General features: G+C 70.1%; 28 protein-coding genes and 1 pseudogene. 13 read left to right on the top strand and 16 right to left on the bottom strand.

Annotation, left to right across the window (positions count from 1 at the left end):
* Positions 1 to 295: 295 nt before the first annotated feature.
* The 9 genes from OG522_RS06790 to OG522_RS06750 all read left to right on the top strand — a co-directional run bounded on the left by OG522_RS06790 (position 296) and on the right by OG522_RS06750 (position 5899).
* Positions 296 to 472 carry a hypothetical protein gene (locus OG522_RS06790; protein ID WP_329462033.1) on the top strand — a complete coding sequence of 59 codons (177 nt, stop codon included), beginning with the start codon at positions 296 to 298 and terminating at the stop codon, positions 470 to 472.
* Between the two features lie 18 nt (positions 473 to 490).
* Positions 491 to 1183, top strand: a complete 693-nt coding sequence (locus OG522_RS06785; protein ID WP_329462032.1) for a hypothetical protein — start codon at positions 491 to 493, stop codon at positions 1181 to 1183.
* Between the two features lie 157 nt (positions 1184 to 1340).
* Entirely contained in the window at positions 1341 to 1685 is a 345-nt protein-coding gene (locus tag OG522_RS06780) for a hypothetical protein (protein WP_329462031.1), read from the top strand.
* The gene (locus OG522_RS06775) at positions 1678 to 1965 is read left to right on the top strand and encodes a DUF7848 domain-containing protein (RefSeq protein ID WP_329462030.1); all 288 of its coding nucleotides are present in this window, start codon (positions 1678 to 1680) and stop codon (positions 1963 to 1965) included. The genes OG522_RS06780 and OG522_RS06775 overlap by 8 nt, the downstream gene beginning before the upstream one ends.
* A gap of 176 nt (positions 1966 to 2141) precedes the next feature.
* On the top strand, positions 2142 to 2543 hold the full coding sequence (locus tag OG522_RS06770; RefSeq protein ID WP_329462029.1) for a hypothetical protein: 402 nt from the start codon (positions 2142 to 2144) through the stop codon (positions 2541 to 2543).
* A 9-nt stretch (positions 2544 to 2552) separates the two neighbouring features.
* Positions 2553 to 2882: a histone-like nucleoid-structuring protein Lsr2 gene (locus tag OG522_RS06765; protein ID WP_329462028.1), complete on the top strand. Its 330-nt coding sequence runs from the start codon at positions 2553 to 2555 to the stop codon at positions 2880 to 2882.
* 623 nt (positions 2883 to 3505) lie between these two features.
* Positions 3506 to 4075, top strand: coding sequence for a hypothetical protein (locus OG522_RS06760; RefSeq protein ID WP_329462027.1), 570 nt, complete (start codon positions 3506 to 3508; stop codon positions 4073 to 4075).
* Between the two features lie 13 nt (positions 4076 to 4088).
* Positions 4089 to 4994: a TRM11 family SAM-dependent methyltransferase gene (locus OG522_RS06755; RefSeq protein WP_329462026.1), complete on the top strand. Its 906-nt coding sequence runs from the start codon at positions 4089 to 4091 to the stop codon at positions 4992 to 4994.
* A complete protein-coding gene (locus OG522_RS06750; protein ID WP_329462025.1) occupies positions 4991 to 5899 on the top strand; it encodes a DNA-methyltransferase in 909 nt (302 codons plus the stop codon). The genes OG522_RS06755 and OG522_RS06750 overlap by 4 nt, the downstream gene beginning before the upstream one ends.
* Positions 5900 to 6323: 424 nt before the next feature.
* Here OG522_RS06750 and OG522_RS06745 read toward each other — a convergent pair whose 3' ends face one another.
* Entirely contained in the window at positions 6324 to 6671 is a 348-nt protein-coding gene (locus OG522_RS06745; RefSeq protein ID WP_329462024.1) for a hypothetical protein, read from the bottom strand.
* Between OG522_RS06745 and OG522_RS06740 the strand changes: the two genes are divergently transcribed.
* The 3 genes and pseudogenes from OG522_RS06740 to OG522_RS06730 form a co-directional block, all read left to right on the top strand.
* Positions 6658 to 6870, top strand: a complete 213-nt coding sequence (locus OG522_RS06740) for a transposase family protein (RefSeq protein ID WP_329462023.1) — start codon at positions 6658 to 6660, stop codon at positions 6868 to 6870. The two genes, OG522_RS06745 and OG522_RS06740, sit on opposite strands and share 14 nt — an antisense overlap.
* Positions 6871 to 7226: 356 nt before the next feature.
* Positions 7227 to 8309: a S1 family peptidase gene (locus OG522_RS06735; RefSeq protein WP_329462022.1), complete on the top strand. Its 1083-nt coding sequence runs from the start codon at positions 7227 to 7229 to the stop codon at positions 8307 to 8309.
* Positions 8310 to 8481: 172 nt separating this feature from the next.
* Positions 8482 to 8858 (top strand): annotated as a pseudogene (locus tag OG522_RS06730) (ISAzo13-like element transposase-related protein); the annotation flags it as partial.
* Positions 8859 to 9525: 667 nt separating this feature from the next.
* On the opposite strand, the gene OG522_RS06725 reads toward OG522_RS06730, so the two are convergent.
* The 10 genes from OG522_RS06725 to OG522_RS06680 form a co-directional block, all read right to left on the bottom strand.
* Complete coding sequence (locus OG522_RS06725; RefSeq protein ID WP_329462021.1) at positions 9526 to 9984, bottom strand: hypothetical protein; 459 nt, start codon at positions 9982 to 9984, stop codon at positions 9526 to 9528.
* Between the two features lie 34 nt (positions 9985 to 10018).
* Positions 10019 to 10456: an HIT family protein gene (locus tag OG522_RS06720; protein WP_329462020.1), complete on the bottom strand. Its 438-nt coding sequence runs from the start codon at positions 10454 to 10456 to the stop codon at positions 10019 to 10021.
* Positions 10446 to 11162 (bottom strand): copper homeostasis protein CutC, encoded by a 717-nt coding sequence (locus OG522_RS06715; RefSeq protein ID WP_329462019.1) that lies wholly within the window; start codon positions 11160 to 11162, stop codon positions 10446 to 10448. The genes OG522_RS06720 and OG522_RS06715 overlap by 11 nt, the downstream gene beginning before the upstream one ends.
* Positions 11163 to 11167: 5 nt before the next feature.
* Positions 11168 to 11836 carry an HAD family hydrolase gene (locus tag OG522_RS06710; RefSeq protein ID WP_329462018.1) on the bottom strand — a complete coding sequence of 223 codons (669 nt, stop codon included), beginning with the start codon at positions 11834 to 11836 and terminating at the stop codon, positions 11168 to 11170.
* Positions 11837 to 11905: 69 nt separating this feature from the next.
* Positions 11906 to 13021: a glycosyltransferase family 4 protein gene (locus tag OG522_RS06705; RefSeq protein WP_329462017.1), complete on the bottom strand. Its 1116-nt coding sequence runs from the start codon at positions 13019 to 13021 to the stop codon at positions 11906 to 11908.
* Positions 13018 to 13545, bottom strand: coding sequence for a dCTP deaminase (locus OG522_RS06700; RefSeq protein WP_329462016.1), 528 nt, complete (start codon positions 13543 to 13545; stop codon positions 13018 to 13020). The genes OG522_RS06705 and OG522_RS06700 overlap by 4 nt, the downstream gene beginning before the upstream one ends.
* Positions 13542 to 14072, bottom strand: a complete 531-nt coding sequence (gene dcd / locus OG522_RS06695) for a dCTP deaminase (protein ID WP_329462015.1) — start codon at positions 14070 to 14072, stop codon at positions 13542 to 13544. Before dcd ends, OG522_RS06700 begins: the two co-directional genes overlap by 4 nt.
* Positions 14069 to 15079: a diiron oxygenase gene (locus OG522_RS06690; RefSeq protein ID WP_329462014.1), complete on the bottom strand. Its 1011-nt coding sequence runs from the start codon at positions 15077 to 15079 to the stop codon at positions 14069 to 14071. The genes dcd and OG522_RS06690 overlap by 4 nt, the downstream gene beginning before the upstream one ends.
* Positions 15076 to 16128, bottom strand: coding sequence for a methyltransferase (locus tag OG522_RS06685; RefSeq protein WP_329462013.1), 1053 nt, complete (start codon positions 16126 to 16128; stop codon positions 15076 to 15078). The genes OG522_RS06690 and OG522_RS06685 overlap by 4 nt, the downstream gene beginning before the upstream one ends.
* Positions 16125 to 17339 carry a cytochrome P450 family protein gene (locus tag OG522_RS06680; RefSeq protein WP_329462012.1) on the bottom strand — a complete coding sequence of 405 codons (1215 nt, stop codon included), beginning with the start codon at positions 17337 to 17339 and terminating at the stop codon, positions 16125 to 16127. The genes OG522_RS06685 and OG522_RS06680 overlap by 4 nt, the downstream gene beginning before the upstream one ends.
* Before the next feature lie 297 nt (positions 17340 to 17636).
* On the opposite strand from OG522_RS06680, the gene OG522_RS06675 reads away from it, so the two are divergent.
* Entirely contained in the window at positions 17637 to 18329 is a 693-nt protein-coding gene (locus OG522_RS06675) for a response regulator transcription factor (protein ID WP_329462011.1), read from the top strand.
* 50 nt (positions 18330 to 18379) lie between these two features.
* Here OG522_RS06675 and OG522_RS06670 read toward each other — a convergent pair whose 3' ends face one another.
* Genes OG522_RS06670 through OG522_RS06650 form a run of 5 tightly spaced genes read right to left on the bottom strand, consistent with a single transcriptional unit; the run spans position 18380 to position 26845 of the window.
* The gene (locus OG522_RS06670; protein WP_329462010.1) at positions 18380 to 19555 is read right to left on the bottom strand and encodes an NAD(P)/FAD-dependent oxidoreductase; all 1176 of its coding nucleotides are present in this window, start codon (positions 19553 to 19555) and stop codon (positions 18380 to 18382) included.
* A 46-nt stretch (positions 19556 to 19601) separates the two neighbouring features.
* A complete protein-coding gene (locus OG522_RS06665; RefSeq protein ID WP_329462009.1) occupies positions 19602 to 21164 on the bottom strand; it encodes a SagB family peptide dehydrogenase in 1563 nt (520 codons plus the stop codon).
* Positions 21161 to 22792 (bottom strand): SagB family peptide dehydrogenase, encoded by a 1632-nt coding sequence (locus OG522_RS06660; protein ID WP_329462008.1) that lies wholly within the window; start codon positions 22790 to 22792, stop codon positions 21161 to 21163. Before OG522_RS06660 ends, OG522_RS06665 begins: the two co-directional genes overlap by 4 nt.
* Positions 22793 to 22803: 11 nt before the next feature.
* Positions 22804 to 24840: a TOMM precursor leader peptide-binding protein gene (locus OG522_RS06655; RefSeq protein WP_329462007.1), complete on the bottom strand. Its 2037-nt coding sequence runs from the start codon at positions 24838 to 24840 to the stop codon at positions 22804 to 22806.
* Positions 24833 to 26845 (bottom strand): hypothetical protein, encoded by a 2013-nt coding sequence (locus OG522_RS06650; RefSeq protein WP_329462006.1) that lies wholly within the window; start codon positions 26843 to 26845, stop codon positions 24833 to 24835. Before OG522_RS06650 ends, OG522_RS06655 begins: the two co-directional genes overlap by 8 nt.
* Between the last annotated feature and the right edge of the window lie 85 nt (positions 26846 to 26930).

Here is a 26930-nt window from a genome sequence, read left to right as displayed (position 1 = left end):
TCGCCGATGTGGACGTGGCCCAGCAGCTCCTTGATGGCGACGCAAGGTCGAGCCGGGCGGCACTCTCCGGATGGAGACCTTGCATACGCTCGCCCGCGCTGGGGGTGACCACCGCCGCGTTGATGGCGTCCGATGCCCCGGAGCCCGTCGGGCGGACCGAGGAGTCGAACCGCGTCAACCTGATCCAGCTCCGCGCCGCCCTCACCCCAGCCGTCGGGCTTGTGGACCGGGACGCCGAAGCCGTGGCGAGGAACCGAACCTGCGCACCTTCCGGCGGACGCTGCAAGACGCACGGGTGCTGTACTTCTCCGACAGCTACAAGAGCGTCGCGGCTCAACTGCCGGGCCTGCTGCGCGATGCCGCACAAGCTGTCGCCTACTACGACAGCGGGGACGAGCACCGGCAGGCACTGTTGGCCCGCGCCGAGGCGCTGCGTCTGGCCAGCACCTACCTCACCCAGGTGCGGCAGTAGGACATCGCGTACGCCGCTGTGCGCGGCGCCATCATGGACGCCCGCCAGGCCGGAGACATGCTCGCGGCGGGCTCCGGCGTCGGCTGCATGTGCTGGCTGCTGGTGCGTCAGGGCCGGTTGGACGAGGCGGAACTGGTCGCCGCCCAGAGCATGGATGCGGTGGAGCCTAAGATCACCGGGGCCGAGCCGGACCACTACGCGGTGTGGGGCGGCCTGGCGATGGAGGCCGCGGCCGCAGCCGCGAGGAACAACCGTCCCGACGAGGCGAAGGAGTACCGTCAAGCCGCCCGGGTCGCGGCAACCGCAGTCGGGACGGCGCATCGCAATGTCTCCCGGCACTGGTCCGTCTTCGGGCCGGTCACCGTCGCGGTCAAGGCACTCGAAGACTCCCTGGTCATCGGCGACGCCCGCGCGGTGGTGCGCAAGGCAGGCGAGCAGGAGGAGTTGTCGCCCAAGGCGTGGAAGCGCTTGGGCAGGCCCAACACCAACGACGGGAACCGCTTCACCCTCGATGTGGCGCGCGCCCACACCCGGACCGGCGACTTGTCCGCCGTCATGGACGAGTTGACCCGTGCCAGGGAAGCCGCCCCGCAGTGGCTGCGGCACCAGAACGGGGCCGCCGGGACCATGCAGGAGATCCTGGGCAAGCGCAAGCGCATCCTCACAACGGAGATGCGCGAAATGGCGGACTACCTGGGCGTTGTCGGGTAGCTGCCACACAGCGTGGCAGTTCGTGAACCAAGGGTCGTGAACTGCCATGGCTACAGCTTGGGGTGACGATCAGTCAGTGCCTACGGTCACTGTGTCAACGATCAGTAACCCAGGCCGGGGGTGCCCAGTGAGCCAGCCCAGGAGCGATGCCGACCGCATGCGTCGCAGAGAGTTGCACGACGCCGCGTCGGGTGGGGGAGGTCCCCGCTTACTGCCGTGGACCAGCCCGGAGGGGAAGCCCTGCTACCTGAGCACCGATGGCCGGGGCTACCTGTCCGCCCTCGCCGACAGCATTGAGACGGTACAGCTCAGCATGGGCCACGAGGTGTTGGAGTACGCCCGCGCCGCCTCGGCGCCCGGCGCGAAAACCCTGTCGGCGACCGAATATCGTTGGCTGGCTTGCCGGTTGGCCGAGGCTTTGGCGGACGCGCTCCGCGTAGCCGACTCGCGCGGGCAGCGCCTCCCGGACCCGGAAGAGGAAGAGGCGGACGAGAGTGCCTGACTCTGCGGACACCGACGCACCGGTCCGCGACTCCGCACGGGGGCGCTACCGATTCCGCGACTACCACGTGACCACTGTCCCCGACCCCCTGGCCCTGCCGGCCTTCGCAGCGGTCTGCGTCACCGGCGAGGAACACAACTGCGGTGCCGCATCCGGCACCCTGCACACCCCGGACGATCTGACGCGCTGGATCGCCGGACACTGCGCCCAGACCGGTCACCAGGACTACGAGCAGACCATCCGAGCCCTACTCCGAGCCGAGCCCGGAGCCTGGCAGTAAAGTCCCCTTGCGCCCACCCCACCAGTGGCAGCACCATGCGCCCCGCGCTCCTGACGGCAGTAGCGACGGCAACACCCACGGATTTCCCCGCACAACCACGGACACCAGCGGAACCCGAAACCGCCGCTGATCTGCGAATACGCAGATAGAGAGGGGTCGCTTAGCACACGTACTATGTGCTCGCAGGCGCCACCCCGATCCTCGTGCACAATTGCAACGTTACGGTCTACCGGGCCCAGCGCGCCGGGGGGCATAGTGAGCGGATACACATTGATGCCGACGGGAACGTTTCGGCGAGCGGTGATGCGATGATCCATGTCAATATGAGCGGCAACATCGAGCACACCGAGGCATTCCGCGGCTCGGAAAGTCAGATCGTCGCGTTCGACGTTCCGAAGTCGTTCCTCGACGACGTCCGCGCCGCAGCCATCGGTCAGCGTCGACCGAAGGGTATGAGTCGGCGAGAGTGGAACATCGACTCCGTGGGCAGACCTCAGATCGATGACCCGAAGGTGGCAGCGGATCTAGCAGGGCCAAGGTCCAAAGCACGGGATATTCAAAACCTCAATCAGCCATAGACTCCGCTCATGGCTCAGAAGATCGTAACCATCTACACCGATGACCTCACTGGCGAAGAGACCCAGGAGGCCGCAACGCACACCCTCGTCGTCGATGGCGTGGGATACGAGATCGACCTTGGCCCGGACAGCTACGACAAGCTGCTTGAAGCCGTCGCCCCCTTCACCAAGGCAGGACGTCGCATCAAGGCAGGCCACCTAAGGACCGCCCAGAAGGCCTCTGGAGGCCGTACCGACACGGCGGCGATCAGGGCCTGGGCGAAGGAGAACGGCTACGAGATCAATAGCCGCGGTCGGGTGCCGGCTGAAGTCCGCGAGGCCTACGACAAGGCCAACTGACAGCATTACATGGCCGTTGCCACGCGCCCAGCCGAGGAGCCCGGACGTCAGAGAGTCTTCCTGGCGGGCGACGATCGAGAAGGGGAACGTGTCGACCTCCAGGCAGAGGTCGACATCATCGGGATGAACACCCTGGTATCCGCGTCGCCCCCGTCGGCAACGCAGGTCGGTGGCTGCTCGGGAGGCCCTCGCGCAGTGGAGATACGGGACCACCTCGACATCGCCTCCGGCGAGATGCCGACCGATACACTCAGCGCAGGCCAGGTCCTCAGCGGCCTGGCCTGCGTCGCCGGTGACGACGAACGTCACCGGCCCGGAACGATCGGTCTTCAGGAACCGCGCTTGTAGCGCTGGCCACTACGAAACTCGCGCATGAGAGCAGCGGCGAGCTTGCGACGGCCAGGGCGCCAGCACCTGGCGATTCCCATACCGGCGTTGGCCGCTACCCTGCGGTCACCTTTGCGCGGCTGGCTGGCACGATCGTCCCCGGAAATTCTCCTTAGATGGGTGTCAGCACTCTTCGACGCCCGGCCCGCTCAGCGTGCCTACTCGTGACCAACTCCCGTACGAACACACGCCCGTCACCCCTGCCCACCACCATTTGGCTCCCCGGCCGTCACGACGTGAACCCCTCGCCCATCTTCCCCGCGGTCCTGCCCGACTGGGCCATCAACAGGATCCGTACCGAGTTCACGGACCGGCCGGGCGGTGAATATGCCCCGCTGTGGCGCCTGGCCATTGGCGACACCGATGGCGCCATGGACGCCCGTACGCCCTGCACGGTGGACCGCATTCGTGGTGTCGGCAACGAACGCCGTACGCCGGTGATCCTTGCGGAGCTTCACCCCGACACGCTTCCCACCGCCGCGCCGCACAGCGGTTATGGCAGTGACGAGCAAGGCGCGATCGATGACGGCTGGCCCGGCTTCTTCCACCGCGCCCACCGTCTCCTGCGCACAGGTGGCCTCTTGCTGCTGGCCACGGGCCAGCGTCGTGACACCGGGCAGCTGACCGATCCGCTCGGCCTGCTCATCGCCACCGCCCGCACCGCGGGGTTCCACTATCTCCAGCACATCGTGGTCGTTCACGGCCATGCGGTCGACGACCGGATCGTGCCCGCCCCACCTGAAGGCGCGCCGCCCGGGCTTATCCACTCTGACCTGCTCGTGTTGTCCGCCATCCACACCGCGTAAAGAGGAGTCCGACGTGCACATCTGTGACTCGGTGTGGAACACCGCGCCGACCTCCGCACCCGCTCAGCGTGCCGACCGCTACGTGCCTGGCTCGGCCGCCCACCCCGCCAAGATGCTCCCGCAGATCGCCGCGCATGCGATCCGCACCTACACCCGGCCCGGCGACCTGGTCCTGGATCCGATGTGCGGCATTGGCACCACCCTCGTCGAGGCCGTTCATCTTGGCCGCCACGCGCTGGGCACCGAGTACGAGCCTCAATGGGCCCACGTGGCGGAGCGGAACCTGCGCCGCGCCGACGCCCAGGGTGCCACCGGCACGGGAGCCGTCTACTGCGGCGATGCCCGCGAACTCACTGCTCTCGTGCCCGCTGCCTTTCACGGCCTGGTTGACCTGGTGGTCACCTCGCCCCCGTACGGCGCGAGCGTCCACGGCCAGGTCCGCTCCACCCGCGAGAGCGGCGAACGCGGCGTGACCAAGAAGCACTACCGCTACAGCCACGACCCCAGCAATCTGGCCCACGTCGGCCTCGACACTCTCCTTCAAGCGTTCACCGACATCCTCACCCAGTGCCGCCACCTGCTCCGTCCCGGCGGCCACGCGGTGATCACCGCCCGGCCCTGGCGGACCCGCGGCGAACTCATCGACCTGCCCTCCGCCGTGCTGGCCGCCGCCGAGACGGCGGGGCTCGTCCCCGCCGAGCGGAACATCGCCCTTCTCGCAGGCATCCGCGACGGACAGCTCATCGCCCGCCCCTCCTTCTTCCAGATGAAGAACATCCGCGACGCCCGCCACACCGGTACCCCACTCGCGGTGATCACGCATGAGGACGCTCTGGTCGCACGACGGCCAACCGCGCCCGCCCCGGCCAAACCCGTCACCGAATCCCAGGCACCACATCGCGCGGAGGCCGGACGATGAACCTGCCCCCGTGGTACCAGGACGACCGCGTCGCCCTGCTGCTCGGCGACGCTGCCACCGTCCTCGCCACGCTCCCGAAGAACAGCGTCGACTGCGTCGTCACGTCCCCGCCGTACTACGCGACTCGCGACTGGGGCGCGGGCCAGATCGGCCAGGAGGACACCCCCGCCGCCTACCTCGACGCCCTGCGCACGGTCTTCCATGAAGTTCACCGCGTGCTGCGCGACGACGGCACCTGCTTCGTCAACATCGCCGACGTGTACGCCACCGGCCCCGCAGCACGCCGCATCACCGTCCTGGGACAGCCGCCGGTCGCGGTCAAATCGCTGCTGGGGCTGCCCTGGAGACTCATGCTCGCCCTCCAGGAGGACGGCTGGCTGATCCGCAACGAGGTGGTGTGGGCCAAACCGAATGCAATCCCGGAGTCCTGCCGCGACCGCCTCGCTCGCCGACACGAGCAGGTCTTTCTCCTCACGAAGACTGGCCGCTACCACTTCGACCTCGACATCATCCGCCAGCCCTACACCGGCGACCGTGCCCTGTCCCGCCGCGCCCACCACAGCGCCAACAAACCCAACACCGCCCGCGGCACCTGGCCCCCGCCGGAAGCCCGCCAGTGCAACGGCCGTAACCCGGGTACGGTCTGGACCATCCCGACCAGACCCACCCGTCACTTGCACACAGCCGCCTTCCCCCTCGACCTCGCCCTGCGATGCGTCGCTGCCGGCTGCCCACCCCGCGCCATCACGCTCGATCCATTCAGCGGCTCAGGCACCACGCTTGAAGCCGCCCTGCGCCTGGGCCGCCGGGCGATCGGGATTGACGTCCGCGCTGACTTCCATGCGTACGCCGAAGTCCGGCTGCGTGAGGTGACCCGGACCGGCACCTGCTCGGCGGAAGCATGAACACAGCCAGGCAAAGCACCGTTTAACGACGTTGCTGGTCGGCTGCCTCGAAACCGGCGATCGACGGACACATTCGTCTCGAACGGGAAGCAAGCCAGCACATCGGCACGCCTGTGCGTAGGACGCCCCAACCCCACAGAGCCACGTCGAGGATTCGGGCCGTGGACGCCCGTCTTGCGTTCGTTCGGGTACTCCCCTCAACAAGCCGCCCGCACGCTGAGGGGTCTGCCGCACGAATGGATGCCGCTTGTGCGCGACTAATGCCGAGCCGCACGGACCGGGAGCCCGATTCACGGAGGTTTTCGGCTCACTGTTCTTGATCACGAAGGCGGCCCTGCTCGGTAGCGTGACGTTTGCGGGAGCGTCAGTGAAGCACCGGAGCAAGGTCGTTGAGCTGGAACGTTACGACACGGCTGGACGCTGATCACCTGATGGGCTGGTCATACGGGTCCATCAAGTGCGCGTGGGGGATCCAGACCCTCCCGTGGTGCCGAGGCGGATGCGGGCGATGGGGCTGGACAAGCCGGTGGTGCTGATGCTGTTCCTGCTGCGGCAGAACCTGGTCCAGGAGGCGGCCGCCGATCTGTTCGGCGTCTTCCAGGCGGCTGTCTCCTGGCGGCGGGCGGCCCTGCTGCCGGTGGTGGAGAAGGTCCTGGCCGCTCACCTTCCCGATCCCGCCGAGGCGTCGGCCGGCCGTCGTCCTGATCGACGGAACGACCCTGGTCACGACCTGGGACTGGGCGAGCGAGGGCACCACGATGTTCTCCGGCAAGCACCGCGACACCGGGTTCACCCTGCAAGTCGCCGCCCCTCTCGCCGGGGACCTGTTCGCGGTCTCCGACCCCGTGCCGGGCTCCCGCCACGACATGCACGCCTGGCGCCACTCCGGCTTCCCCAAGGCCTTCGCCGAACGCGAGGGCAGGGGCGATCTGGGCTACGTCGGCTCCGGACTCCTCACAGCCCCTCCGTGACCGAGGTGTTGAGCTATTTCGGGGTCACGCTGCCTCAGCGGCTTCGGCTTTCTTCAGCCCCCGCACACGAGGTGTGTGCGGGGGCTCTTTCTTGTCCGGAGGGGGCGAGAACAAGCCACGCGCCGTCGTCGCGTTCCGCTGTGGGCTGATTGCGCGTGGTGTTTGCGGTGCGAATCCCCTGGTGTGACCGTGAACGGTCAAGCCGGGAGGCGTACTTGAAGCCCTCTCCGTGTGCGTCCTGAAGTCGACCTTGTGTGCTCCCTGTGCTGTTCGGGAGAGTAGACGCTCGTCAACCAGCCTTCCGGCCTGCCGAGTCCCCACAGCTCCCGGGCCGACCCCCCACAGGAGGACGTGAGTTGAAGCACCGACGCATACCCAGGCGGCGGGCTGCCGTGGCCGGCGCGGGGATCGCCGCACTGGTCGCCGCAGGTCTCACCTTGCAGAATGCGAACGCCAGTGAACCAGTGAAGTCCGCTCCAGAAGCGCGAGTTCTGTCCGCTCCGGCGGCTGAAAATCTCGCCTCGACGCTGCTGAAGAGCCTTGGCTCCGACGCTGCCGGCGGCTACTACGACGCCCAGGCTCGGAACCTCGTCGTCAACGTGCTCGACCAGGGCGCGGTGAAGACCGTCGAGGCGGCCGGCGTCAAGGCCAGAGTCGTCACCAACTCGCTCGCCGAACTCGACGGCGCGCGGACCGTGTTGAAGAAGGACGCGACCATCGCCGGTACGTCGTGGGCGACCGACCCGGTCAGCAACAAGGTCGTCGTTACCGCCGACAAGACCGTGTCCGGGGCCGAGTGGGCCAAGCTGAGCACGGTTGTCGACAAGCTCGGCGCCAAGGCCGAACTGAAACGGTCGAAGGGGGAGTTCAAGCCCTTCATCGCCGGCGGCGACGCGATCAGCGGCTCGGGTGGGCGCTGCTCGCTCGGGTTCAACGTGGTCAAGGGCGGGCAGCCGTACATCCTGACCGCCGGGCACTGCACCGCGGCCATCTCCACCTGGTCGGACTCCAGCGGCCAGGAGATAGGGCAGAACGCCGAGTCCCACTTCCCGGGAACCGACTTCGGGCTGGTGAAGTACACGGCGAGCGTCGACCACCCGAGCGAGGTCGACCTGTACAACGGTTCCAGCCAGAAGATCACGGGAGCCGCCGACGCGACTGTGGGAATGAAGGTCACCCGCAGCGGTTCCACGACCCACGTGCACGACGGTACGGTCACCGGGCTGAACGCCACGGTCAACTACTCCGAGGGCACGGTCAACGGGCTCATCCAGACCAATGTGTGCGCCGAGCCCGGTGACAGCGGTGGTTCGCTGTTCTCGGGGAGTAACGCCATCGGGCTGACCTCCGGTGGCAGCGGTAACTGCACCTCCGGCGGGGAGACGTTCTTCCAGCCCGTCACCGCGGCGCTGTCCGCCACGGGGGCGCAGATCGGCTGATCGACTCGTCGGACTCGTCGGGCGTTGTGCGGAGTCCCGTTCCCGGGCGCGTGGGGGCGGGACTCCGAGCCTGCGACGCCCCCTTGGTGTGCGTTGTGGCTGATGTCGCGCCTATTCGTACCCGTCCTCCCGACATCTGCGGGTGGCGGCTGGCAGGAGCATGACCGCTGCCTATGGTGGGAGCACTGCCACTATCGCGCGCGGCATCGCAGAGCTGGCGAAGCGCCCCTTGCCGACCCGCCGCATCGGGGTTCCCGGAGCGAGCGCAGGGCGTTGCAGGCCACCGACCCCGGCCTGGTGCCGGCGCCGGAGGCGCTGGTCGCGCCGCACACGCGTGGTGACCCTGCTGTCTCTCCGCTGGGCTGGCCACGCTGTCGCTACGCAGCCTGGCCCGGGATCTCTCCCAGCAGGGGCTCCCTGTCCCCGCCACAACCGTCGGGCGTTTGCTGCACAGCCAGGGCTACAGCTTGCAAGGCACCGCCAAGTCTGCCGAAGGTGCCCGCCATCCGGACCGCGACGCCCAGTTCAGCCCATATCCACGCCACTGCCACAGGTTCGGCGCGAGCTGCCGGGCAGGTGGGTTCGCAGGACGCGTGCCTTCATCCTCACGCGCGCCGTCACCGGCGCCACGTCCGAGGCCCGTGGCATCGACGCCGGAGATTCGCCAGGAGGCCAGTCGGCGGGCGGAGGCCGACGGCCTGGAGGAGGCAGCCCGGTTCGTTATCAGCCACCTGCTGTTCGCTGCGACGGGCGGACTCGATACCACCTCCTTCCACAAGGAACAGGCCCCAGACCCGGGGAAAGACCAGGTCATCGAGGAGAGCGAGGGAACTGGCTGTTCCCCGGCCCGCTCCTGCGGCCCTCAGCTCACACCATCCGGCACTGCCTCTCCGCCGCCCGCCTCAACCCCCGCCACCCCGTGGAGACCGTGCTGACCTGCGAGTTATGGCGTCGGCTCCACCAGCCCCGCGCCACGGTCAGCCACTACCGCCGTCGCGGAGACCCACTCCCCGACCGCCTCCGAGCCTGGGCCCACCACCGGCCGATCCCACCCATCACCGACCCTCAAGATCTCCGGCTGTAGTACAGGTAGGACCTGCTTCGGGAAGCGCGTTGGATTGGGCGCTGGGCGAAGGCCAGTGCGGAGCGGGTGTCGGGCCTGCAACTGCCCAACGTGCGGAGCGGGGCCGTCCATGGGCCGGACACTTGCGGGTTGTCATGAGCCACGCGTGCTGCGTGCAAGCCAGGGAGTGAGAGTGGTGTCCGCGATCAGTTCCTTGTAGGTCTCGTCGCCAGGGAGAGGGACGATGAGCCACTGGCCCGGGGGGAAGAACCGGCCCTTCGTGTGGGCGAGTCCGCCGTACACGGAGCGGAGGAACGCCGGGACGGAGTCCCGGGGTACGTCGTGGAACTCGACGCGATCCACGGTGATTTTCGCATCGCCCTCGGGGAAGACCCGGACGCTCACGGCGGGGGAGCCGGCCAGTTCGACGAATGCCTCGTGCGGCAGTGACCCGTCGGGGTCGAGGGTTGCGAAGACGCCCGCCGAGGTGCGGCGTGACGTCTGGTCGGCGCCGATATCGTCGGTGACGGTCATCGCCAGGCGGTAGTCGTCCGCGATCGTGCGTATCGCGGTGACGGCGGCCTCGGTGGTCGGCAGGTGGGGGTGTTCCATGGTCACGATTCTTCCTCACTCGGGGTGGGCTGCGTCATACGGGCGTGTCGTCGCCGGTCTGCCTCAGCACGCGTCGGCGGGTCCGCGCCAGAGCGGCGGGGTGGGCGCGTTTCGCGTGCCAGGGCCGGTGCAAGTGGTCGGACTCGCGCCGGGGAACGAGGTGGACGTGGAGGTGGAAGACGTCCTGCCAGCCCGCCGGACGGTTGGCCTGGAACAGTGTCATCCCGTCCGGGGTGAACACCCCGTCGAGGAGCGCGGCCATGCGGTGCGCGGTGCGCATCACCGCCGCTGCGTCGTCCTCGGAAATAGCCCAGATGTCGGTGGCGTGGACCTTGGGGATGACGAGGGTGTGCCCTTCCATCACCGCCGTATTGTCGAGGAAGGCGACGGTCGACTCGTCCTCGAACAAAATCTCCGCGTGCAGAAGGCCGGTGACGATGGCGCAGAACTCGCAGGTCGTCTCAGAGGTCATCGCGGTCAGGCTGTCCCGGGTCCGTCTCGATGAGCTTCCGCCACCGCCGCACGGCGGCCCGGTCGATCGGTGTGTCCCAGCCGCCATGGCGCACGGATGTGCCGACGTGGAAGGTGCCGAGGCCGTGGGCGCGCAGGATCGGTACGTGGCGAGTCATCAGGCCGCCACCGGCCATGAGGTCCACCGTGTAGCCGCGCTCGCCCCGCCGGCGGGCTTCCGCGGTCAGGACGTCCAGTCCGTGCTCGACGCCGGGGACGCAGCCCGCCGTCAGTACGGTGTCCAGGCCCGGCAGCCCGTGGAGGGCACGGCGCAGGGCGTCACGGTCGCGCGCGTGGTCCAGGGCGCGGTGGAACGTCCAGCGACAGCCCGGCACCGACGCGAGGAGGGCGTTGACCGAGGGCAGGTCCAGAGTTCCCTCCGGGGTGAGGAAGCCGAGTACGAAGGCATCGGCACCCGCCGCCCGGAGCCCCGAGGCCGCTTCGCCGAGCCGGTCCAGGTCTGCCGACTGGAATCCGTTGCTCTCCCTCAGCATGATCCGCAGGGGGACGGTGACGGCCTCGCGGACGCGGAGGAAGTCGGACAATGAGGGGGTCAGGCCGTCGGAGGCCATGTCCGTGGCCAGTTCCAGGCGGTTGGCGCCGCCTGCCACGGCGTCCATGGCCTCTTGCGCTGAGGTGACGACTACTTCCAGGATGGGTTCCGTCATGATCCTCAGCCCTCCGAACCCGCGACGGCGGCCACCGGCCCGAACCGCGGGGGCCAGGCGATGTCGGTGAGGTCGGGAACGATCAGGTCTGCCGCGGCGAGTGCCTCGGGCGGCTGCCCGGCGGAGATCGCGATGCAACGGGCGCCCGCAGCCTTGGCCGCGGCCACTCCGGCCGGCGCGTCCTCGAACACCACCGTAGCCGAGGGCTCGATACCCAGGGCGGCGCAGCCGGCGAGGTAGCCCTGTGGATCGGGCTTCCCCTTCGTCACGTCGTCGGCCGTGACCATGACGTCGAAGAGGTGCAAAGCTCCCAGCGCGCCGAGCTCGTGGCGGGCATATTCCCTCGTGCCCGACGTGACCAGGCCCACCGGTACGCCCGAGGCGTGGAGCCGGGAGACCAGCTCCAGGGCACCCGGAACGGTGGCGACGGCGGGCATGTCGGCGAGCGTCGTGTAGTGGATCGCCTCGGTGAAGAGCTCGTCGACCGTGCGGCCGGAGAACCGGTGGACGTGGTCGCCCAGGGCTTCCCTCGCGGGGCGACCGGCGAAGCTCCTGATGGTGGCGTCGTCGTACGGGACGGCGTGGCTGCGGAACAGCCGCGCCCAGGCCTCCCGACTGCGTGGCTCGGTGTCGATCAGCGTGCCGTCCAGGTCGAAGAGTGCGGCAGCGTACATGTGGGAGTCCTTCTGTATCGGCGGGAGGGCGGGCGCGGCTTCAGGGAACCGGGGAGGTGAGCGTGGCGTTCAGCGAACCTGGCATGTGAGCGCGGCCAGTTCGTCCGCGGTCCTGGACAGCGGGAACCGCGCCGCGTTCCGGTGGCCCGCGGCGCGCAGGTGTTCCAGGGCACTGCGGTCCGTGGTCAGCCGGACCAGGACGTCGCGCGTCCGCCCGGCGTCGGCGAAGAGGTCCAGCGGCAGGGCGGAGTCGCCCAGTACATCGGTCAGTCCCGGCACCGGCTGGTAGGCCACCGGAAGACCGCAGGCCTGCGCCTCGATGGCCACCAGGCCGAAGGCCTCCAGCCTGGCCGACGGAATCACCAGGAGATCGTGCTCCGCGAAGGCCGTCCACAGGTCCGGGCGGCTCAGCCAGCCGAGGTAGCGGGTCGTGGAGAGGTCCATGACCTTTGACAGCCGTCGGAACTCGTCGGCGGGTGCCGCCATGCTCAGTTGAACGCCGACCGCCCCGGAGACGGCGGCGACCAGTTCAGCGGCGCCCTTCTCCGCGGTCAGGCGACCGGCGTACAGGACGCGGAGGTCCCCGTCGCGGGAGGCGGTCCGCGCCGGCGGCCGGGCCAGCAGGTAGTCGGGGACGCCCCAGGGGATGTGGACGATACGGTCGGACTCGGCAGGGGTCAGCATGCGCAGCCGGTCGGCCATCGCCGCCGACGGCACCACGATGGCCCGGGCGGCGGCCGCCGCCTCGTGGAGCACGTCGTGCTGCGTGGGGAACTCCTCGGCGAAGAGAAGGTCCGTGCCGTGTACGAGCGCGATCCCCGGGTGCTTCGGATAGCCGCGCAGCAGCGCCGGAGTGGCACCGAAGGCGAGGTGCTGGAGGTGGAGCACGTCCTGCTCCACGGGCGGGAAGCGCGTCGTGATCGCGTGGGTGAGCCCGTCGACGTAGGACCAGAACCCCTCGCCGCTCAGCTGCTTGCCCGGTACGTCGAGCAGCGCGGGCAGCCCCTTCTCGCAGGAGGCGGGCGCCGCGTCCCTACCCGACGTGGACGCGTCCGTACCCAGCATGAACGCGTTGGCGGCCAGGGGTGCGCGCGGCCCCAGGTAGAGGTCCTTGAGCAGCTCCACGCTGCCGCCGGGGCTGCCCCAGGGCAGGTCGAGCCCCGTCAGTACTTTCGGCGCGCTCACCGGAGTTCTTCGTACAGCCGTGAGATGTCGATCCCGCTCGTCCGCGTGTACTTGTGCCCCAGGTGTTGGTAGCTGGCAGTCGCTCCGGCCGTGGACAAGAAGACGATCTTCCCGAAGGGCATCAGCGGGTAGACCTTGACGGGCTGTGCGACGCGGATCTCCAGGGTCCAGCGGATGGCGTGGCCGACGTGTCCCAGCGGAGCCGAGACGTGCACCCAGATCCCCAGCGCGCCCAGGCTGCGGTCTCCGTTGATCATCTGGGCGTAGCGCTCCGAGTGCGTGCGCTCGTGGGTGACTCCGAGGTAGAGCCGCCCCGGCCGGAGGACCATGCCCTCCGCGGGGATCACGTGTTCGGTGACCCGGGTGGCGGCCGCCGCGTCCAGCTCGTCGCCCTCGCAGACGCGGATCCGGTCGCCCAAGTGCCAGTCGTAGGCGTTCGGGGAGACGCGCTCCGGGGCGAAGGGCTCGATGACGATGTCGCCGTGCTCCACGGCGGTCGTGATGGCTTCACGGGTGAGGATCATGTCGCCGGTACCGCCACGTCTCTCCAGTAGCGGGACTCCTGCGGGCCCGCCGAGGACTGGTACTTGCCCTCGTAGAGGTCGACCTGGCCGAGCGATACGAAGAACATGATCTGGCCGATCTTCATCCCGGGGTAGACCCGCAGGGGCATGACCGGAGAGAGCATCAGCGTCCACTGGCCGTGGAAACCGATGTCGCCGATCGGCGCGGTGATCTCGACGAACAGCCCGAGCCGGCCGACCGAGGAGCGCCCGAACAACAGCGGTACGTAGAGGTCGGAGCCGACGCGCTCCACGGTGTGCCCGAGGTAGAGACGGCCCGGCTGCAGAACGTAGCCCTCCTCGCCGATGGTGATCTCACGGGTCGGATTGGGGCGGTAAGGGTCGATGACCTCGTCGGTGTACGTCAACAGCCTGTCTCCGAGACAGATGTTGTAGCTGTTGGGGTTGACCTGGTCCGGCCGGAAGGGGGAAATGACGATGCGTCCGTCCGCCGCCGCGTCGGTGATCTCGGGACCGGTGAGAATCATGCGGCACTCCTCAGCCGGGCGGCGTCGTCGGCCGCGAAGTCGAATGCCACCCGGTCTTCGATGCCGAGCTCGCGACACAGGCGCCGCACACCGGAGAAGTCGTTGACGAGCAGGTTGCCGTGGCGGCCGCCGCCGACGCTCCTGGACTCCTCGATGATGTCTCTGGCCTTGGGCACTCCCGCGAACTCCAGCACCTTCAGCCACCAGTCGAAGTCCTCCGCGCAGAAAGCGGTGATGCCCAAGGGCAGGGACGCGATGAAGAAGTCCTGCTGCTTCCTGCTCAGATGGGTGTAGACGTCCCTCATGATCTCGATCATGACCGGGCCGTGCGCCGACTCGTCCCGCGCGTGGAGCCGTGCGATCAGGGAGTGCATCGGCTGGACGGTGGTGTCCCGGGCCATTAGGTCCAGGAAGGCGTTGACGCTGACCTCGCCGACCGTGGTCCACAGCAGGTAGAGGAGGTCCGTCTGCCAGCGCTCGCCCGCCTCGGTCTGCGCCTCGTACAGCAGACGGTTCGTCACCGGGTGCGTGGCCGCGGGTTCCGCCATGACCTGCCGGGCCTCTCGGGTGCGCTGCATGCCCAGCATGTGCATGTACGTGTGCCACACCTCGTCGATGTGGGACTGCCGCACGATCTCCTTGACCTCGAACCGGTCCACGCCGGGGAACACCGCATGGCCGAGCTTCTCGAAGGTCGGGTTGACCACGTACTCCTCGGCCGCGACGACACGTTCGTTGTACGCGATCCAGCCGAGGGTGTTCACCGTACGGCGCATCTCCTCGGAGGCGCCCTGGAAGTCGGGGTGTTCACCGAACGGCATCAGGGAGACCGGGTAGTCGAGCAGCTCGGGGTTGTACGTCTCGGTACCGGTGACCTTGTCCATGTCGGTGCGCACAGTGGCCCGCCTGGGCCAGGCGGCGGCGAGCCGGCGGAGCGTGCCGGGTCCCACGTTCTCGTGGGAGTCCTCGACGGGGCACGCTGCCCGGGATCCCTCGGTCGTCTTCACGCCGCATCGCCTTCCGTGGCCGCCGGACGCGCTTCGATCGTCCGGTACCCGTTGAAGCCCACCGGATCGCCGACGCCCGTCAACCGGAGACCGGCCTCCTCCAGGAGATGTGCGAACTCCTCCTGCGTCCGTTCGCGGCCGCGGGTGAGGACCAGCAGGTTGAGGTCGCTCGCCGTGAGGAACGGATCGGTCGTACGGTCGACGACGGCGGGCGCGATGACCTCGACGATCAGGACGCGGGCCGTGTCGTCCATGGCCCGGCGGCAGTTGCGCAGGATGCGGACGCACTCCTCGTCGTCCCAGTCGTGCAGGACACTCTTGATCACGTAGAGGTCGCCGCCCCCGGGCACCGACGTGAAGAAGTCCCCGGCGGTGATCTCGCAGCGGTCCGCCACGCCCGCCTCGGCGAAGGTGGCCGGGGCGCCGGACACTCCCGCGGGGGTGTCGACCAGGATGCCGCGCAGTTCGGGATGGTGTCCCAGGAGCACTGCCAGGAGCGCGCCCGATCCGCCACCGATGTCCACGACGGTCCGCACGCCGGTGAAGTCGAGCGACTTGGCCAGGCTCCAGGCCTCTGCGCCGCCGCTCACCGCCATGGCAGCGTTGAACTCGGCGGCCAGCTCCGGGTCGGCCGCGAAGTGGGCGAACACCGAACCTCCGGTGACCGACTCCACCGCGGGTCGGCCCGTGCGCACGGACTCCACGAACCGTCCCCACGAAGCCCAGATGCCCTCGTCGAAGTACGGCATCACCATGGGGCGGACGGAGCCGGGCACGTCGGACCGGAGAGGTGTACCGGCCGGGGTCAGCCCGAAGGCACCCCCCTCGTCCTCCTCTACCAGGCCGATCGAGGCGAGGCCGCGCAGCAGCCGACGCAGCGAGGGGGCGTGGGTACCGGTCAGGTCCGCCAAATCCTCGGTGGTCAGGCTCCGCTCGGCCAGCAGATCGGGGAGGCGGAGCCTGGCGGCGGCATGGATCATCTGGGCGGGTATGAAACCGAAGGCAAGGCGGTAGAGATGGGCCGCCGCCGTGGGGTCGGGGATCGTCACGTACGACTCGTTTCACGAAAAACGGGATCAAAGGAGATGGGAAGTGCGGTGAGGCCGCACAGGATGCTGATCTGTCGCCAGCGCAGCTCGTCGCGCGACACGGTCAGCGCGAGGCCGCGGAACCGCTCCAGCAGGGCGCCGAGGGCAGCGGTCGCGAGCATGCGGGCCAGGGGCGCGCCGAGGCAGAAGTGGATGCCGTGCCCGAACGCCAGGTGGGGATTGGACTCCCGCCGGAGGTCGAGGGTGTCGGATTCCGGGAAGACGCCGGGGTCCCGGTTGGCGAGGGACAGGCCGATGTTGACGACGGACCCCCGGGGAATCAGGGTTCCCCCTATGAGGGTGTCTTCGACCGCCACGCGCAAGGAGGACTGCCCGGCGGAGCCTTCGTACCTGAGCAGTTCCTCCACCGCGGTGGGCAGCAGGCGCGGTTCCTCTTGGAGGAGTCGCAGCTGCGCCGGGTGGAGCAGCAGGGTCAGCAGCCCGTTGCCGATCAGGTTGGTCGTCGTCTCGTGCCCGGCGACCAGCAACAGAACGGCCAGACCGACGAGTTCGTCGTCCGTGAGGCTGTTGTCCTGTTCCTGTGCGGCGATGAGGGCGCTGAGCAGGTCCGGCTGTTCGTCGGGCGGCACGGCGGCCGGCACGGTGTCGCGCTTGGCCGCGATCAGCCGAGTGAAGTACGTGCGCAGCCGGCGGGAACGTTCCTCCCGGGTCCGCGGGCCCACCGCCGTCGAGAGGGTGTACTCCGCCCAGGTGCGCAGGGCCGCGCGGTCCTGGCCCGGTACCCCGAGCAGCGCGCAGATGACCAGGACGGGCAAGGGGAATGCGAGGTCCGCGATCACGTCGGTGTGACCGGACGGTCCGACGGCGCCGAGCAGTTCGTCGACGATGTGGTCAACCTCGGGCTCCAGAGCGGCCACCCGGCGCCGGGTGAACCCGTGGGAGACGAGCCCACGCAGCCGGGTGTGGTCCGGCGGGTCGTTGTTCGCCATGGGGGAGTAGGCGTTGTGGGCGTCGACCGCGTGCCCCAGGCGACGCGGGTCGTTCGAGAGCCCCGGCGCGCCGAGTGCCTCACGGGCCTCGGCGTAGCGGGAGATCAGCCAGTACGAGAACCCGCTCTCCTCGCGTACGTAGCGCACCGGCGGCTCCGCACGCATACTGCGGTGGACGGCCTCCGGTTCCGTGAGCAGCCGGTAGGGGCTGAAGTCGAGCAACGGAGCTGCTTCCGCCGGTATTTGCACCTGTACCCCCAGAACTGGCTGACGGGGACCACCCTGACACCGGCGAGGAACGATGTCGTCCGCCCGTCAGCCAATCTTGTTTCCCCGCCTGCGGGTTGAGTCGGGAGCCCGTCTCACCCTTTGGGCTCGCGTGTGATGCAAACCGGAGTGCAACCTGCTGGCCCTCGCACCGACATGTCGGTAGTCTCTGTAATGGTCCAGACCAGTCGAATCGCCAACTCTTAGGCGATCTCGGCAGGAGTTCATGCATTTACGGGGGTAATTCGCGCTGTGGCGAATGATATTGAGGGTGACTGTATCCGGGTCCTTCTGTGTGACCCGAACCATCTGATGCGCGTGGGCCTGGCCAGCGTTCTGGAACGCGAGCCCGACATGACAGTTGTCGGTGAGGCGCTGCACACACATGAGGTGGAGGCGGCCGTTCGCGAGTTGCGACCTCATGTCGCGTTGATCAGCCACGATCCGGATGTCATGGATGGCATCGCGATTGCAATGATTCTGAGGAGGTTGGGCTGGGCTGCCGCGCCCGGGGTCCTCATGCTCAGCTCCGCCACGGAGGACAGCGAAATGCTCGCGGCGCTACGGGGCGGGGTACAGGGGCTGCTGCCCGGTAATTGCGACCCGCAGTCGCTCCCCGCAGCCATCCGTGACATCGCCGACGGCGCGATGGTGCTGAAGTCGCCGCCTGCGGTCCAGATGATTCGGCTGCTGCTCAACCGGGCGCCGGAGATGGCTCCCGCGACCGCCTCACAGCTCTCGTTGCTCACCAGCCGTGAGCGTGACGTCTTGGCGCTCGTCGCCAACGGCCACTCCAACCTGGTGATCGCCAAGATGCTGTCGCTCAGCGAAGCCACGGTCAAATCGCACCTCTACCACCTGTGTCAGAAGCTCGGGCTGCGCGACCGGACCCAAGCGGTGATCCTCGCCTACGAGACGGGGCTGGTCAGGGCCTCCGCGGCGTGACCGGGTAGGGGGGTTTCCGGTCCGGTCAGCCGAGACCGTCGGGGACCCCCTCACCCCGCGGCGGGGACCAGCAGCGAGGGATCGATGTGGCTCACCGCCACCGACAGGAACGCTTCGGTGGACGCCGGGTCGCCGGAGATCCAGCGGGTGAACTCCATTCGTTCCCGGGACACTTCGAGCCGTGCGCTCTGGAGCGCCGTCTCGTAGCGCGGCTCCAGGAGCCGCTGATGGCTGGCTGCGTACCGCTCCAGCGCGACGGCCGTCGCCCGGTCGTCGTGAAGGGAACTGCCGACCGATCCGGCAAGCAGTGACGCCTGCTCGAAGGCGTCACTGATACCGGTTCCCGTGATCGAATCCTTGTGGCACGAGGCGTCGCCGACCAGGGCCCAGCCTGGCCCCGTGGTCTCGCGGAAGAAGTTGAGCTGGCTCCCCGTGCCCCGCAGGTGCTCCACCCGGCGCGCCGACGCGGCACGTTCGGCCAGTTCCGGGGCGGTCGTGCGGAGCGTCTCCAGGTACGCCCCGGCGGGGTCCCGTCGTATCCCGGGGAACTCCTCCTGCGGGAAGTAGGCAGCCACCAGGGTCAGTTCGTCATGCGTGGCGACGACACCGATCAGCCTGCCGGTCCGCTCGTACACCTCGAATTCCGCAGGCAGGCCCTCCCAGTAGCCGTAGTAGACGCAGGTGCGCGGAGCGTCCTCCTGCACCGTACGGGCGCCGACGTGCTTGGCCATGGTCGAGCGCATCCCGTCCGCGCCAACCACCAGCCGGGCGTGCGCCCGGCCCGTGGACCCCGCGGCCGTGCGCCACTCCACACCGGACACCCTGCCGTCGTCGGACAGCACGCCGGTCACGGTGCACCCCTCGTGGAACTTCACGCCGGACTCAACCGCCCCGTCGATCAGGAGGCTGTCGAGGACGAACCGGCGCGGCGCGTAGACCGCGTCGATACCTTCCTCCACCGGTACAGCCCCCTCGAGCCTGAGGTCTCCCAGGGTGTAGGAGATCCGACGCACCGGCGGGCAGCCGGTGTCGGCCAGCCGCCCCAGCAGGCCCCACCGTTTGAGCAGCCGCAGGCCGGGCCGGTGGATGTGCTGCGTGGAGAGGGTGTCGCTGGGGAAGCGCATCCGGTCCAGGAGGAGGACCCGGTAGCCGGCGCGTGCGAAGAGCATCGCGGTGGAGGCTCCCGCGCTCCGCGCGCCAACGACCACGACATCGTAGAGATCCATCAGCTGGTGTCCTTCCGTCTGCCGGGCAGGGGTGCGGGTGGGGTTCTCATGCCCGGTCCCGGAGCGGCAGCTGCGGGTCCGAGTGCTGCGGGGACGGGGGCCCCACGGTCACCACCACCAGCGGCTGGAGCGATCCGGGACCAGGGCCGAGGCCGAGGGCCGAGGCGGCGCGGTCCGGGTCGAAGTCGCAGTGCACGTGGCTTTCCAGCCCGACCGCGGCCGCAGCCAGTGCGACGCGCTGGGCGAGGGCTCCTGCCGCGATGTTCTGCGTCCGGTACCAGCGGTCGCCGAACCGCTCGATGCCCGCCCGCAGATCACCGCAGGGCGCCAGGGTCGCGGTGGCGGTGCGGCACTCGTCGGCCAGCATGGGGCTCTTGGCCGCGCCGATCATCGCCCGCACGGCCTCCGCCGGTCGGGTGGGGATCAGCGCATGCCCGACGGGGTCGTAGACATGGGCGCCCGTCGCCACCGCGTGGACGCGCTGCACCACCCCGGCGAGCCGCAGGGCCAGTGCGTCCGCCCTGTCCGGAGTGTCCGTGGGGAGGGGCGCGGCGGCCGCGGCGAGCAGAGCCGCGAGCGTGTGCTCCGGCACCGGAGCGGGCCGGTAGCCGTAGACGGTACGCCGTCCGGCGAAGCCGTCGGCAAGCTTCAGGTCCGCCGTCGGCAGCGCGTGCGGGAGCGCACCGGCCTCCGGTGACCACGCCGGGAGCCACCCCCGGGAACCGGGCGCCGCGGCGCGGATCGCGGAGTGCAGGGCGGCCGCCTCCGCCATCTCGGGGACCGCGGAGATCGATGCCGGGCCGGGTACGGCCTCGGGTACGGGGCCGTACCACGGGGCGTTCCGCTCCGCGCGGGGTGCGGGCCGGTCCTCCGCCCGGTGCAGGGTGACCACCGCGAAGACGCTCTCGGCAAAGGGGGACAGGCTGAGGACCTCGTCCAGGGCCGTGTCGTCGTAGTGCAGGTGGATGGTGGCCATCAGCCCCGTCGCCTCCGCGGCGGCCACCGCCTGGGCGGCCACGACCCCGACATCCAGGCTCTGCAACCGATAGCCGAACACGCCGTACTTGGCCGCGTTGCGCCACAGCACGCTTGTCAGGAGCAGTACCAGCTCGGGCTCCCGCTCCGGCGGAGTGCTCAGCAGGCCGAGCAGCCGGCCCCGGCCGTCACCGTCCCGCAAGCGTTCCAGTACGTGGTGCACGGGGTCGTAGTGGGCGAGCCCGGCCGGGACACCGTCCGACGCGCCGTGCGCGACGTAGACCTCCACGGGGTAGCGCGAGCCGGACGCCGCCCCTGTCCGGCCGGGGGAGAGCAGCACCCGCCGGTCCCGCGGCGTACCGGAGCCGCTCAGACCGAGCGGCATGAGACCGCTCATCCAGCGCATCCTGGTGAGCCCGGCGGTCTGCCGCAGCAGCCAGGACAGGCGCGGGAGCAGGGCGTCCACCGACGGCTCGTCGCCGGACGGGAGGGGCACCCAGGGGGCGGACGGGTAGCGCTTGTGGACTGGCGGGAGACGGGCCGGGTCCGCCGCGGGCAGGGCGTCCGGTGGCTGATGGCCGGAGCCGAGGAATCCCAGTGCCGTCGCGCCGGCGGACGGAGCGTGTGCGGTCATGCGATCTGTACCTCGTTCCGTGCCGGTGCGGCAGAGGTGGGCCCGCCGGGGTGTCCGGGCCGCTGAGCGGTCGTCGAGAGCCGGGAGACCGGCATCAGATAGCGTTCGTCGGGCCCAGGGACGCCGAGCGCTATCTGGAACAGCGGCTCGTGCCCCGGCGGCAGCTCCAGTACGCCTGACAACGTCCGCGCCGCGTAGCCGTTGTGGATCCTGGCGGCGAGCCCCTCGGCGGCGCTCCGTACGCACAGCCGCTGCGCGACGGCTCCGGCCTCGTGGTGCAGGACGCGGAACGCCCGGTCACCGAAGACTTCCTGGGCGACCGCGCGCGGGGCCGAGAGGAACACCACGGCCGCGACGGCTCGGTAGTTGACGTTGGCCGCCTCCATGCCGATGTCCCGGGCGAGGAGGGGGGCGGCGGACCCGAGCCGGTGGAGTCCGCCCGGTGCCACCCAGTGCACTCCGTCGGCGAGCCCGCTGACGTTGACCGCCCAGAGATGGGCGGTGACGGGCGGCGCCGCGCCGTCCGGCACCGCATCGGACGGCCAGGGGTCGAACAGCGGACCGAGCACGCGGCGGATCCCGTCCAAGGGGACAGGCCGGCGGGCCGGGTTGAAGGCGGGGCTGCCCGAGGTGCGCTGCCGCAGGCAGTGCGCCAGATCGACGGCACGGGCCTCCGCATCGCCCGTTCGCCGTGCGGGAGCCGGACCGGCGGGCAGCCGGGAGAAGGACGCCGTGTCCGTGAGCCGGGCAGCCGCGTCGATCCCGGTCAGCTCGACCAGCGTGCCGATCCCGGTCGAGGGCGACGCCGGCCGGCCGACCGCGGGCTTGAGGAGAGCGGACAGCGCCTTCTCCGTATACGCCGCTCCGCTTTGCAGGACCGGCCTGTGGCCCGTGTCCCGCCGGGGGTACAGGGGCAGGACCGCGGCCATGCTCTCCTGCGGGCGGGTGGCTCCGACGAGCCGCTCCAGGGTTCCGTCGAGGAACTGGTGGTGCAGGTGCGCCTGCGTGCCGAGGGCATCCGCGACCATCATGACGTTCCCCGCGACCAGTCCGGTCTCCTGCGCGCACAGCCGGTAGGCGTAGTCGCCGTAGCGGAAGGCCGTCCGCCAGAAGACCGTCGAGAGCAGCAGCGCCCCCACGGCGTCGTCGAGGTCCGCGCCCAATGCCCCGCTCAGGACGGCCTGATGGTCTCCGGAGCGCACCGGCACCAGCGCGTGGTGCGCCGGGTCATAGGCGTAGACACCGGCCGGGAGCCCCTCGTGCCCGGGGGTCCAGAGGTACGTCTCGACGGGGGCGAAGCACCGGGCGGAGGGCGTTGCCCGGTGATAGGGCCAGCGGGCCGTCGGACCGAACTCGGTCCGCAGCACACCGCAGGAGTAGTGGAGCAGCGCCGAGTGGAAGGCGGCGTCCGGGGCGGTCACGGGGAGCGGGGCGAGTTCCCCCACGGGCGCCGGCAGCGGGTACCGCGGCAGCGCGCCGAACCGGGTGAACCTCGCGGGCTCCCCGGGGCCGCCCTCGCGGCCCCCCGGAGCCCCCGCCGTCATGGCGGCGTAGTCGTGCAGGGACCGGTGCCAGTACCGGGCGCCTGGCGACGCGGTGTGCCCGTCCCGCTGTTCGATGGCCGTCATCCGTGCAGTCCTCAGGGGAAGGGGTGGGGATGGGGATTGATGTCCCCGGGAGTCAGGACCCGGTCGCGGTACCCCAGTTCGTACGGAACGCTCAAGAGCCGCGGCAGCCCGTCGACACGCCTGTTCCGGTGCCCGAAGGTCATCGGCAGGGTGCCGGGCACCATCACCTTCGCGCAGGCGAATCCGCCAGCCCGGTGCTCCGGCGTCGTCTGGTCGACGACGAGGACGTCCAGGCCGCGGTCCAGGTAGCGGCGCACCATCTCGTCCAGGTCGGACCGCAGATCGGTGTGGACGGGCCACCGCCACTGTTCCTCGAAGTCGGCGAACGGCCGTGCCTCGCGCTCCGACAACAGGAAGTCGAACCGGTCGAACGCGTCCCGGTGGCTGTAGAGCACCGAGTGGTCGCCCATCACCTTGACCAGCGACGGGTCCGCCACCATGCGGGCGGCGCGGTCCTGCTCCGCGGAGTCGTAGAGCTTCGCGTGCTCCAGCAGGTGCCCCATCTCGTGCAGGACGTTGACCACGGCCTTCTCGGGCTGGAGCGCGGAGCCGCCCGCGCACAGGATCCGGGGCCTCCCCGGATCGCCGAGGGTGTCGAGCCCCACCGCCCAGAAGCACGGGACGCCCTGCTCCAGCGTGGCCGAGTAGAGCTGGATCTCGTACCCGGTCCGGTGACGCAGGTGCTCGATCATCATCGGGATGGAGCGGTCCCGTGCGCTGGCGGGGTCGACCCGGGGGATGGGCATCTGTCCGTACCAGGTCATCAGGAAGGCGTCCCGTTCGGCGACTTCCAGCAGACCGCACAGGACGGCCTCCTCCAGACAGCCGCCCATGGCGCAGCCGTTGGAGATCTCGTACACGAACCGGGGATCCTCGTGGCTGTGGGCGGCGTAGTAGGCGTACCGCTCCGGCACCAGTACCGCCTCGCCCCGGGCGAACGAGTAGCCCCACACCCAGGGCATCACCAGATCCTCGTCGTACCGGGTGTAGGGGAAGTTCGGCAGTTCGTGGCGCTCGTCCGGATAGAGGCCGAAGGCGCGCGGGTCGACGGCGCGCGTACCCAGCTCGCGGCGGCTGGCCGTGACCGACGTACGACGGCCGCGGGGCTCCTCGCCGCCGAAGCGCTCCAGGGCCTCCAGGACGGCGGTGATGCGGGAGGACCGGTAGTCGGTCGTACGGCCCCAGCCGTTCTGGGAGTTGTTGCCGCGCAGCGAGCTCAGCGGGGCCATGGCACGTGGCAGGGGGCCGCCGCGTTCGTCCTTCACCGTGGGGACCACACCGGCGGTTCCGTCGACGTACAGGTCGTACAGCTCCTGCTCGCGGGCCACCACGTTCTGCACGCGGAAGACATCGGGCGCGGGCTTGGGACGGGAGGCGGGAACGATGTGCGCTGGCCCGGCGTCGTCGTCGGGCAGGCCTCCGCAGTCCTCGCAGAGGGAGTAGGGCAGGTAGCGGTGGGAACTGGTGGCGAGTGAGTCCAACTCGACCCGCAGGAACACGTCGCCCGGACGGCGGACGGCCATGCCGTCCGTGCCGGTCACGGTGTCATGGGGAGCTACCCCGGACAGGGCGGATTCCAGCAGGGAGACTGCGAGTTCCGCGGCCACGGCGGCGGCCGGGCGGGTACGGAGCCGGGAGGGCAGCGCCGCCAACGCGGCGCCGTGGCGGGCGCGGAGGGTCTCGTGGTGCCCCGCTTGGTCCCGCGCGAGACGGCGGCGCCAGTCCGCGCAGGTCGGACAGGCCTGCCCGATGCCCGCGGCCACCGGTCCCACATGGATGGCGTCCGTGTCGGTGCCGACCGGGATCCAGGGGATGCCGACGGTTTCAGCGGCGCCGCGTACGTCGGGGTGCCAGGCGGTGCTCGCGCTGTCACTCGCGACCAGGACGGCCGCACAGGAGCGCAGTGCGTCGGCGTCCGCCGCGTCTCCAGGGCGCAGCACACGGAAGCCGCGGGACGCGGCCCGGGTGACGGCCGCCTCAAGCAAGCCGCCGTCACCGACGACGGCGACCGTACGGGCGGGAACGGGGTTCCGAGTCTCCTCAGGCATCGAGCAGCACCACCCTGACCAGGTAGGGAAGTACGGCTTGCACGGCCGGGTCGCCGTCGAGCGGAACCGCCACCGCCACGGCACCGGCAGTGTGCAGGGCCTCGACGAACGGGGCGTGGCGCAACGCGTCCGCGCGTGTGTCGGCCGCAGACGTCCGCAGGTTCACCGCGGGAGCGGGCGCGTACTCGGGCTGCCCCGCGTTGTCGGCCTGCCAGGCCAGCAGGAGCCGGCCGAGCCCCGCCTCGACGGCTTCGGCCGCCGTGAACCCTGCGCCGTGCTCGACAAGGGCTGCCGGGTCGGCGCCGAGCTGGAAGGCGTACAGGTGCACTCCTGCGGGTGCGTCCACGGCGTACGCGGTGAGGGCCTTGCCCGATGCCGCGAGCAGCTCCAGGAACCGCTGTGACCCGGCGGTCAGATCGAGCTGTGCCGTGGTTCGGCGGTCCGCCGACTTCCGGGCAGCCCCGGCGGGCGCGCCGCGCAGGACGTGGTCGAGCAGGCCCTGTTCGACAGCGGCTGCCCAGGTAGCCGCCCCGGCCGTACCGACCGGAAGGACGCCGGCCTCGGCGTCGCCTGCCGGGACGAAGACCTGCGCCGCCGGCACCGTTAGGTTGGCGCCGTCCACGAGGCGGACGCCGGTCACGCCGTCGGTGAGCGTCGTCGCGGCGGCGGAGCGGACGGCATGGGCGGCGAGCCCGTGGCGCAGGGCGGCGTCCTGGGACCGAGGGAAATCGGATCCGGCGCCCCATACGGTGAACGGCGTTCCCGGCCGGTGCGGATCCGTCACTGCGAGGCGGACCACGCGCAGCGGGAACTGTTCGAGGTGCGCCTCCGACACGGGGCCGAGGATGCCGAGCCGGTCGTCGGTCAGGGGGACGACGCGCGCGGCGAGTTCGGACGCATCCACGGCCGCTCCGTCGGCGAGTTCCCGGATCCGTCGCCCGTCGGTGCTCCGGTCGCCCCGGCGCACCAGCGGATGCGGTGCCAGTTCGTGGGCCGAGGTCTGGAGGGTCTCCAGATCGAGGCGTACGGTGCCCGACGCCCGGCCGGGGCCGTCCTCGTCCGGCGCGGACGCGTCCGCGCCTCCAGTGAGGTGCTCGAACGCGCGGAAGATCAGGTGGTTGGCGACGATGCCGGGCACCGGGCCGGTGAGGAACCGGGGCCGGTCCCGTTCGGCTTCGGGCCGCTCGCCCAGCCGGAGCCATAGGCTCTCCCACCGCGTCTCCGGCCGGTCCGCGGCACACGTCGGCCCCACCCACGCCTCGTCCCGGTACAGGGTGACGGGGATGAGGGTCCGCCCGAGGTCGGCACAGATCCCGTCGAGTGCGCGCAGCGCGCCGGGGTCGGTGCGGTCAGCCGCGTAGAGGACCAGATCGGCGGCCTCGACCGCGTCGCGCAGCGCCACCGGATCGGCCGGATCGAGCGCCGCGGTCTCCAGCCGCTGACCGGGATCGCGCCGCCCCGCCTCGACGGTGAGTTCGACGAGGCGCTCCCGTACACGGTCCTCGGAGCCCCGCTCGGGGGTGGGCCGCGCGGACAGCCGGGCGACTCCCGTCAGCAGTGCGCCCTCGACGGCCGCGGCGAAGACTGCGCCCGACCCGATGACCGCGACCCGGGTCTCGCGATAGCGCTGGAAGCGAAGGGCGGGGGAGGTGTGGAAGGCCTCGACGAACGCGATCTCGGTGGCGTAGAGCTCCAGTTCGTCCGCGGTGAGGGAATGGGCCCGGTCCTGGCTCACGTCACGGACCAGACCGGCCTCGTGAAGGGCGCCGACGAGTTTCTCCACCATCTGCCGGGGCGCGGGCGGCAGGCTGGCCGTCAGATCGGCCACGCTGTGCGAGCCGTCGAGGTGCGGGGAGAGTCTGTCCAGCCAGGCGTAAGTGGAGGCGCCCAGGAAGGAGACGACCTCACTGCCGTTGGTTAGGAGGACACCGTCACCTTCGGTGGTGGGGGTGAAGAAGATCCCGGTTCTCATCCGCGGATACATGGCCGCGATGGTGCTGTGCATGGTGGAGGGCTCCGCGTTCGGCTGGTCGTGAAGGTCGTGCCCGCGTCGAATCGTGAGGTCGATCGTGTCAGCGATCCCGGTGTGC

The sequence above is a fragment of the Streptomyces sp. NBC_01431 genome, from assembly GCF_036231355.1.
GTDB lineage: Bacteria > Actinomycetota > Actinomycetes > Streptomycetales > Streptomycetaceae > Streptomyces.
Note: the sequence above shows the minus strand (reverse complement) of the source record. Positions and strands in the feature narration are given on the sequence as shown.

Bases quoted from the DNA above. Each gene is read 5' to 3' on its own strand.
- OG522_RS06780 (WP_329462031.1), top strand. From the start codon at position 1,341: ATGCGTCGCAGAGAGTTGCACGACGCCGCGTCGGGTGGGGGAGGTCCC.
- OG522_RS06725 (WP_329462021.1), bottom strand. From the start codon at position 9,984: ATGGAACACCCCCACCTGCCGACCACCGAGGCCGCCGTCACCGCGATA.
- OG522_RS06670 (WP_329462010.1), bottom strand. From the start codon at position 19,555: ATGGATCTCTACGATGTCGTGGTCGTTGGCGCGCGGAGCGCGGGAGCC.
- OG522_RS06660 (WP_329462008.1), bottom strand. From the start codon at position 22,792: ATGACGGCCATCGAACAGCGGGACGGGCACACCGCGTCGCCAGGCGCC.
- OG522_RS06700 (WP_329462016.1), bottom strand. From the start codon at position 13,545: ATGATCCTCACCCGTGAAGCCATCACGACCGCCGTGGAGCACGGCGAC.
- OG522_RS06740 (WP_329462023.1), top strand. From the start codon at position 6,658: ATGTTCTCCGGCAAGCACCGCGACACCGGGTTCACCCTGCAAGTCGCC.
- OG522_RS06710 (WP_329462018.1), bottom strand. From the start codon at position 11,836: ATGTACGCTGCCGCACTCTTCGACCTGGACGGCACGCTGATCGACACC.
- dcd (WP_329462015.1), bottom strand. From the start codon at position 14,072: ATGATTCTCACCGGTCCCGAGATCACCGACGCGGCGGCGGACGGACGC.
- OG522_RS06765 (WP_329462028.1), top strand. From the start codon at position 2,553: ATGGCTCAGAAGATCGTAACCATCTACACCGATGACCTCACTGGCGAA.
- OG522_RS06720 (WP_329462020.1), bottom strand. From the start codon at position 10,456: ATGACCTCTGAGACGACCTGCGAGTTCTGCGCCATCGTCACCGGCCTT.
- OG522_RS06715 (WP_329462019.1), bottom strand. From the start codon at position 11,162: ATGACGGAACCCATCCTGGAAGTAGTCGTCACCTCAGCGCAAGAGGCC.
- OG522_RS06750 (WP_329462025.1), top strand. From the start codon at position 4,991: ATGAACCTGCCCCCGTGGTACCAGGACGACCGCGTCGCCCTGCTGCTC.
- OG522_RS06650 (WP_329462006.1), bottom strand. From the start codon at position 26,845: ATGCACAGCACCATCGCGGCCATGTATCCGCGGATGAGAACCGGGATC.
- OG522_RS06655 (WP_329462007.1), bottom strand. From the start codon at position 24,840: ATGCCTGAGGAGACTCGGAACCCCGTTCCCGCCCGTACGGTCGCCGTC.
- OG522_RS06665 (WP_329462009.1), bottom strand. From the start codon at position 21,164: ATGACCGCACACGCTCCGTCCGCCGGCGCGACGGCACTGGGATTCCTC.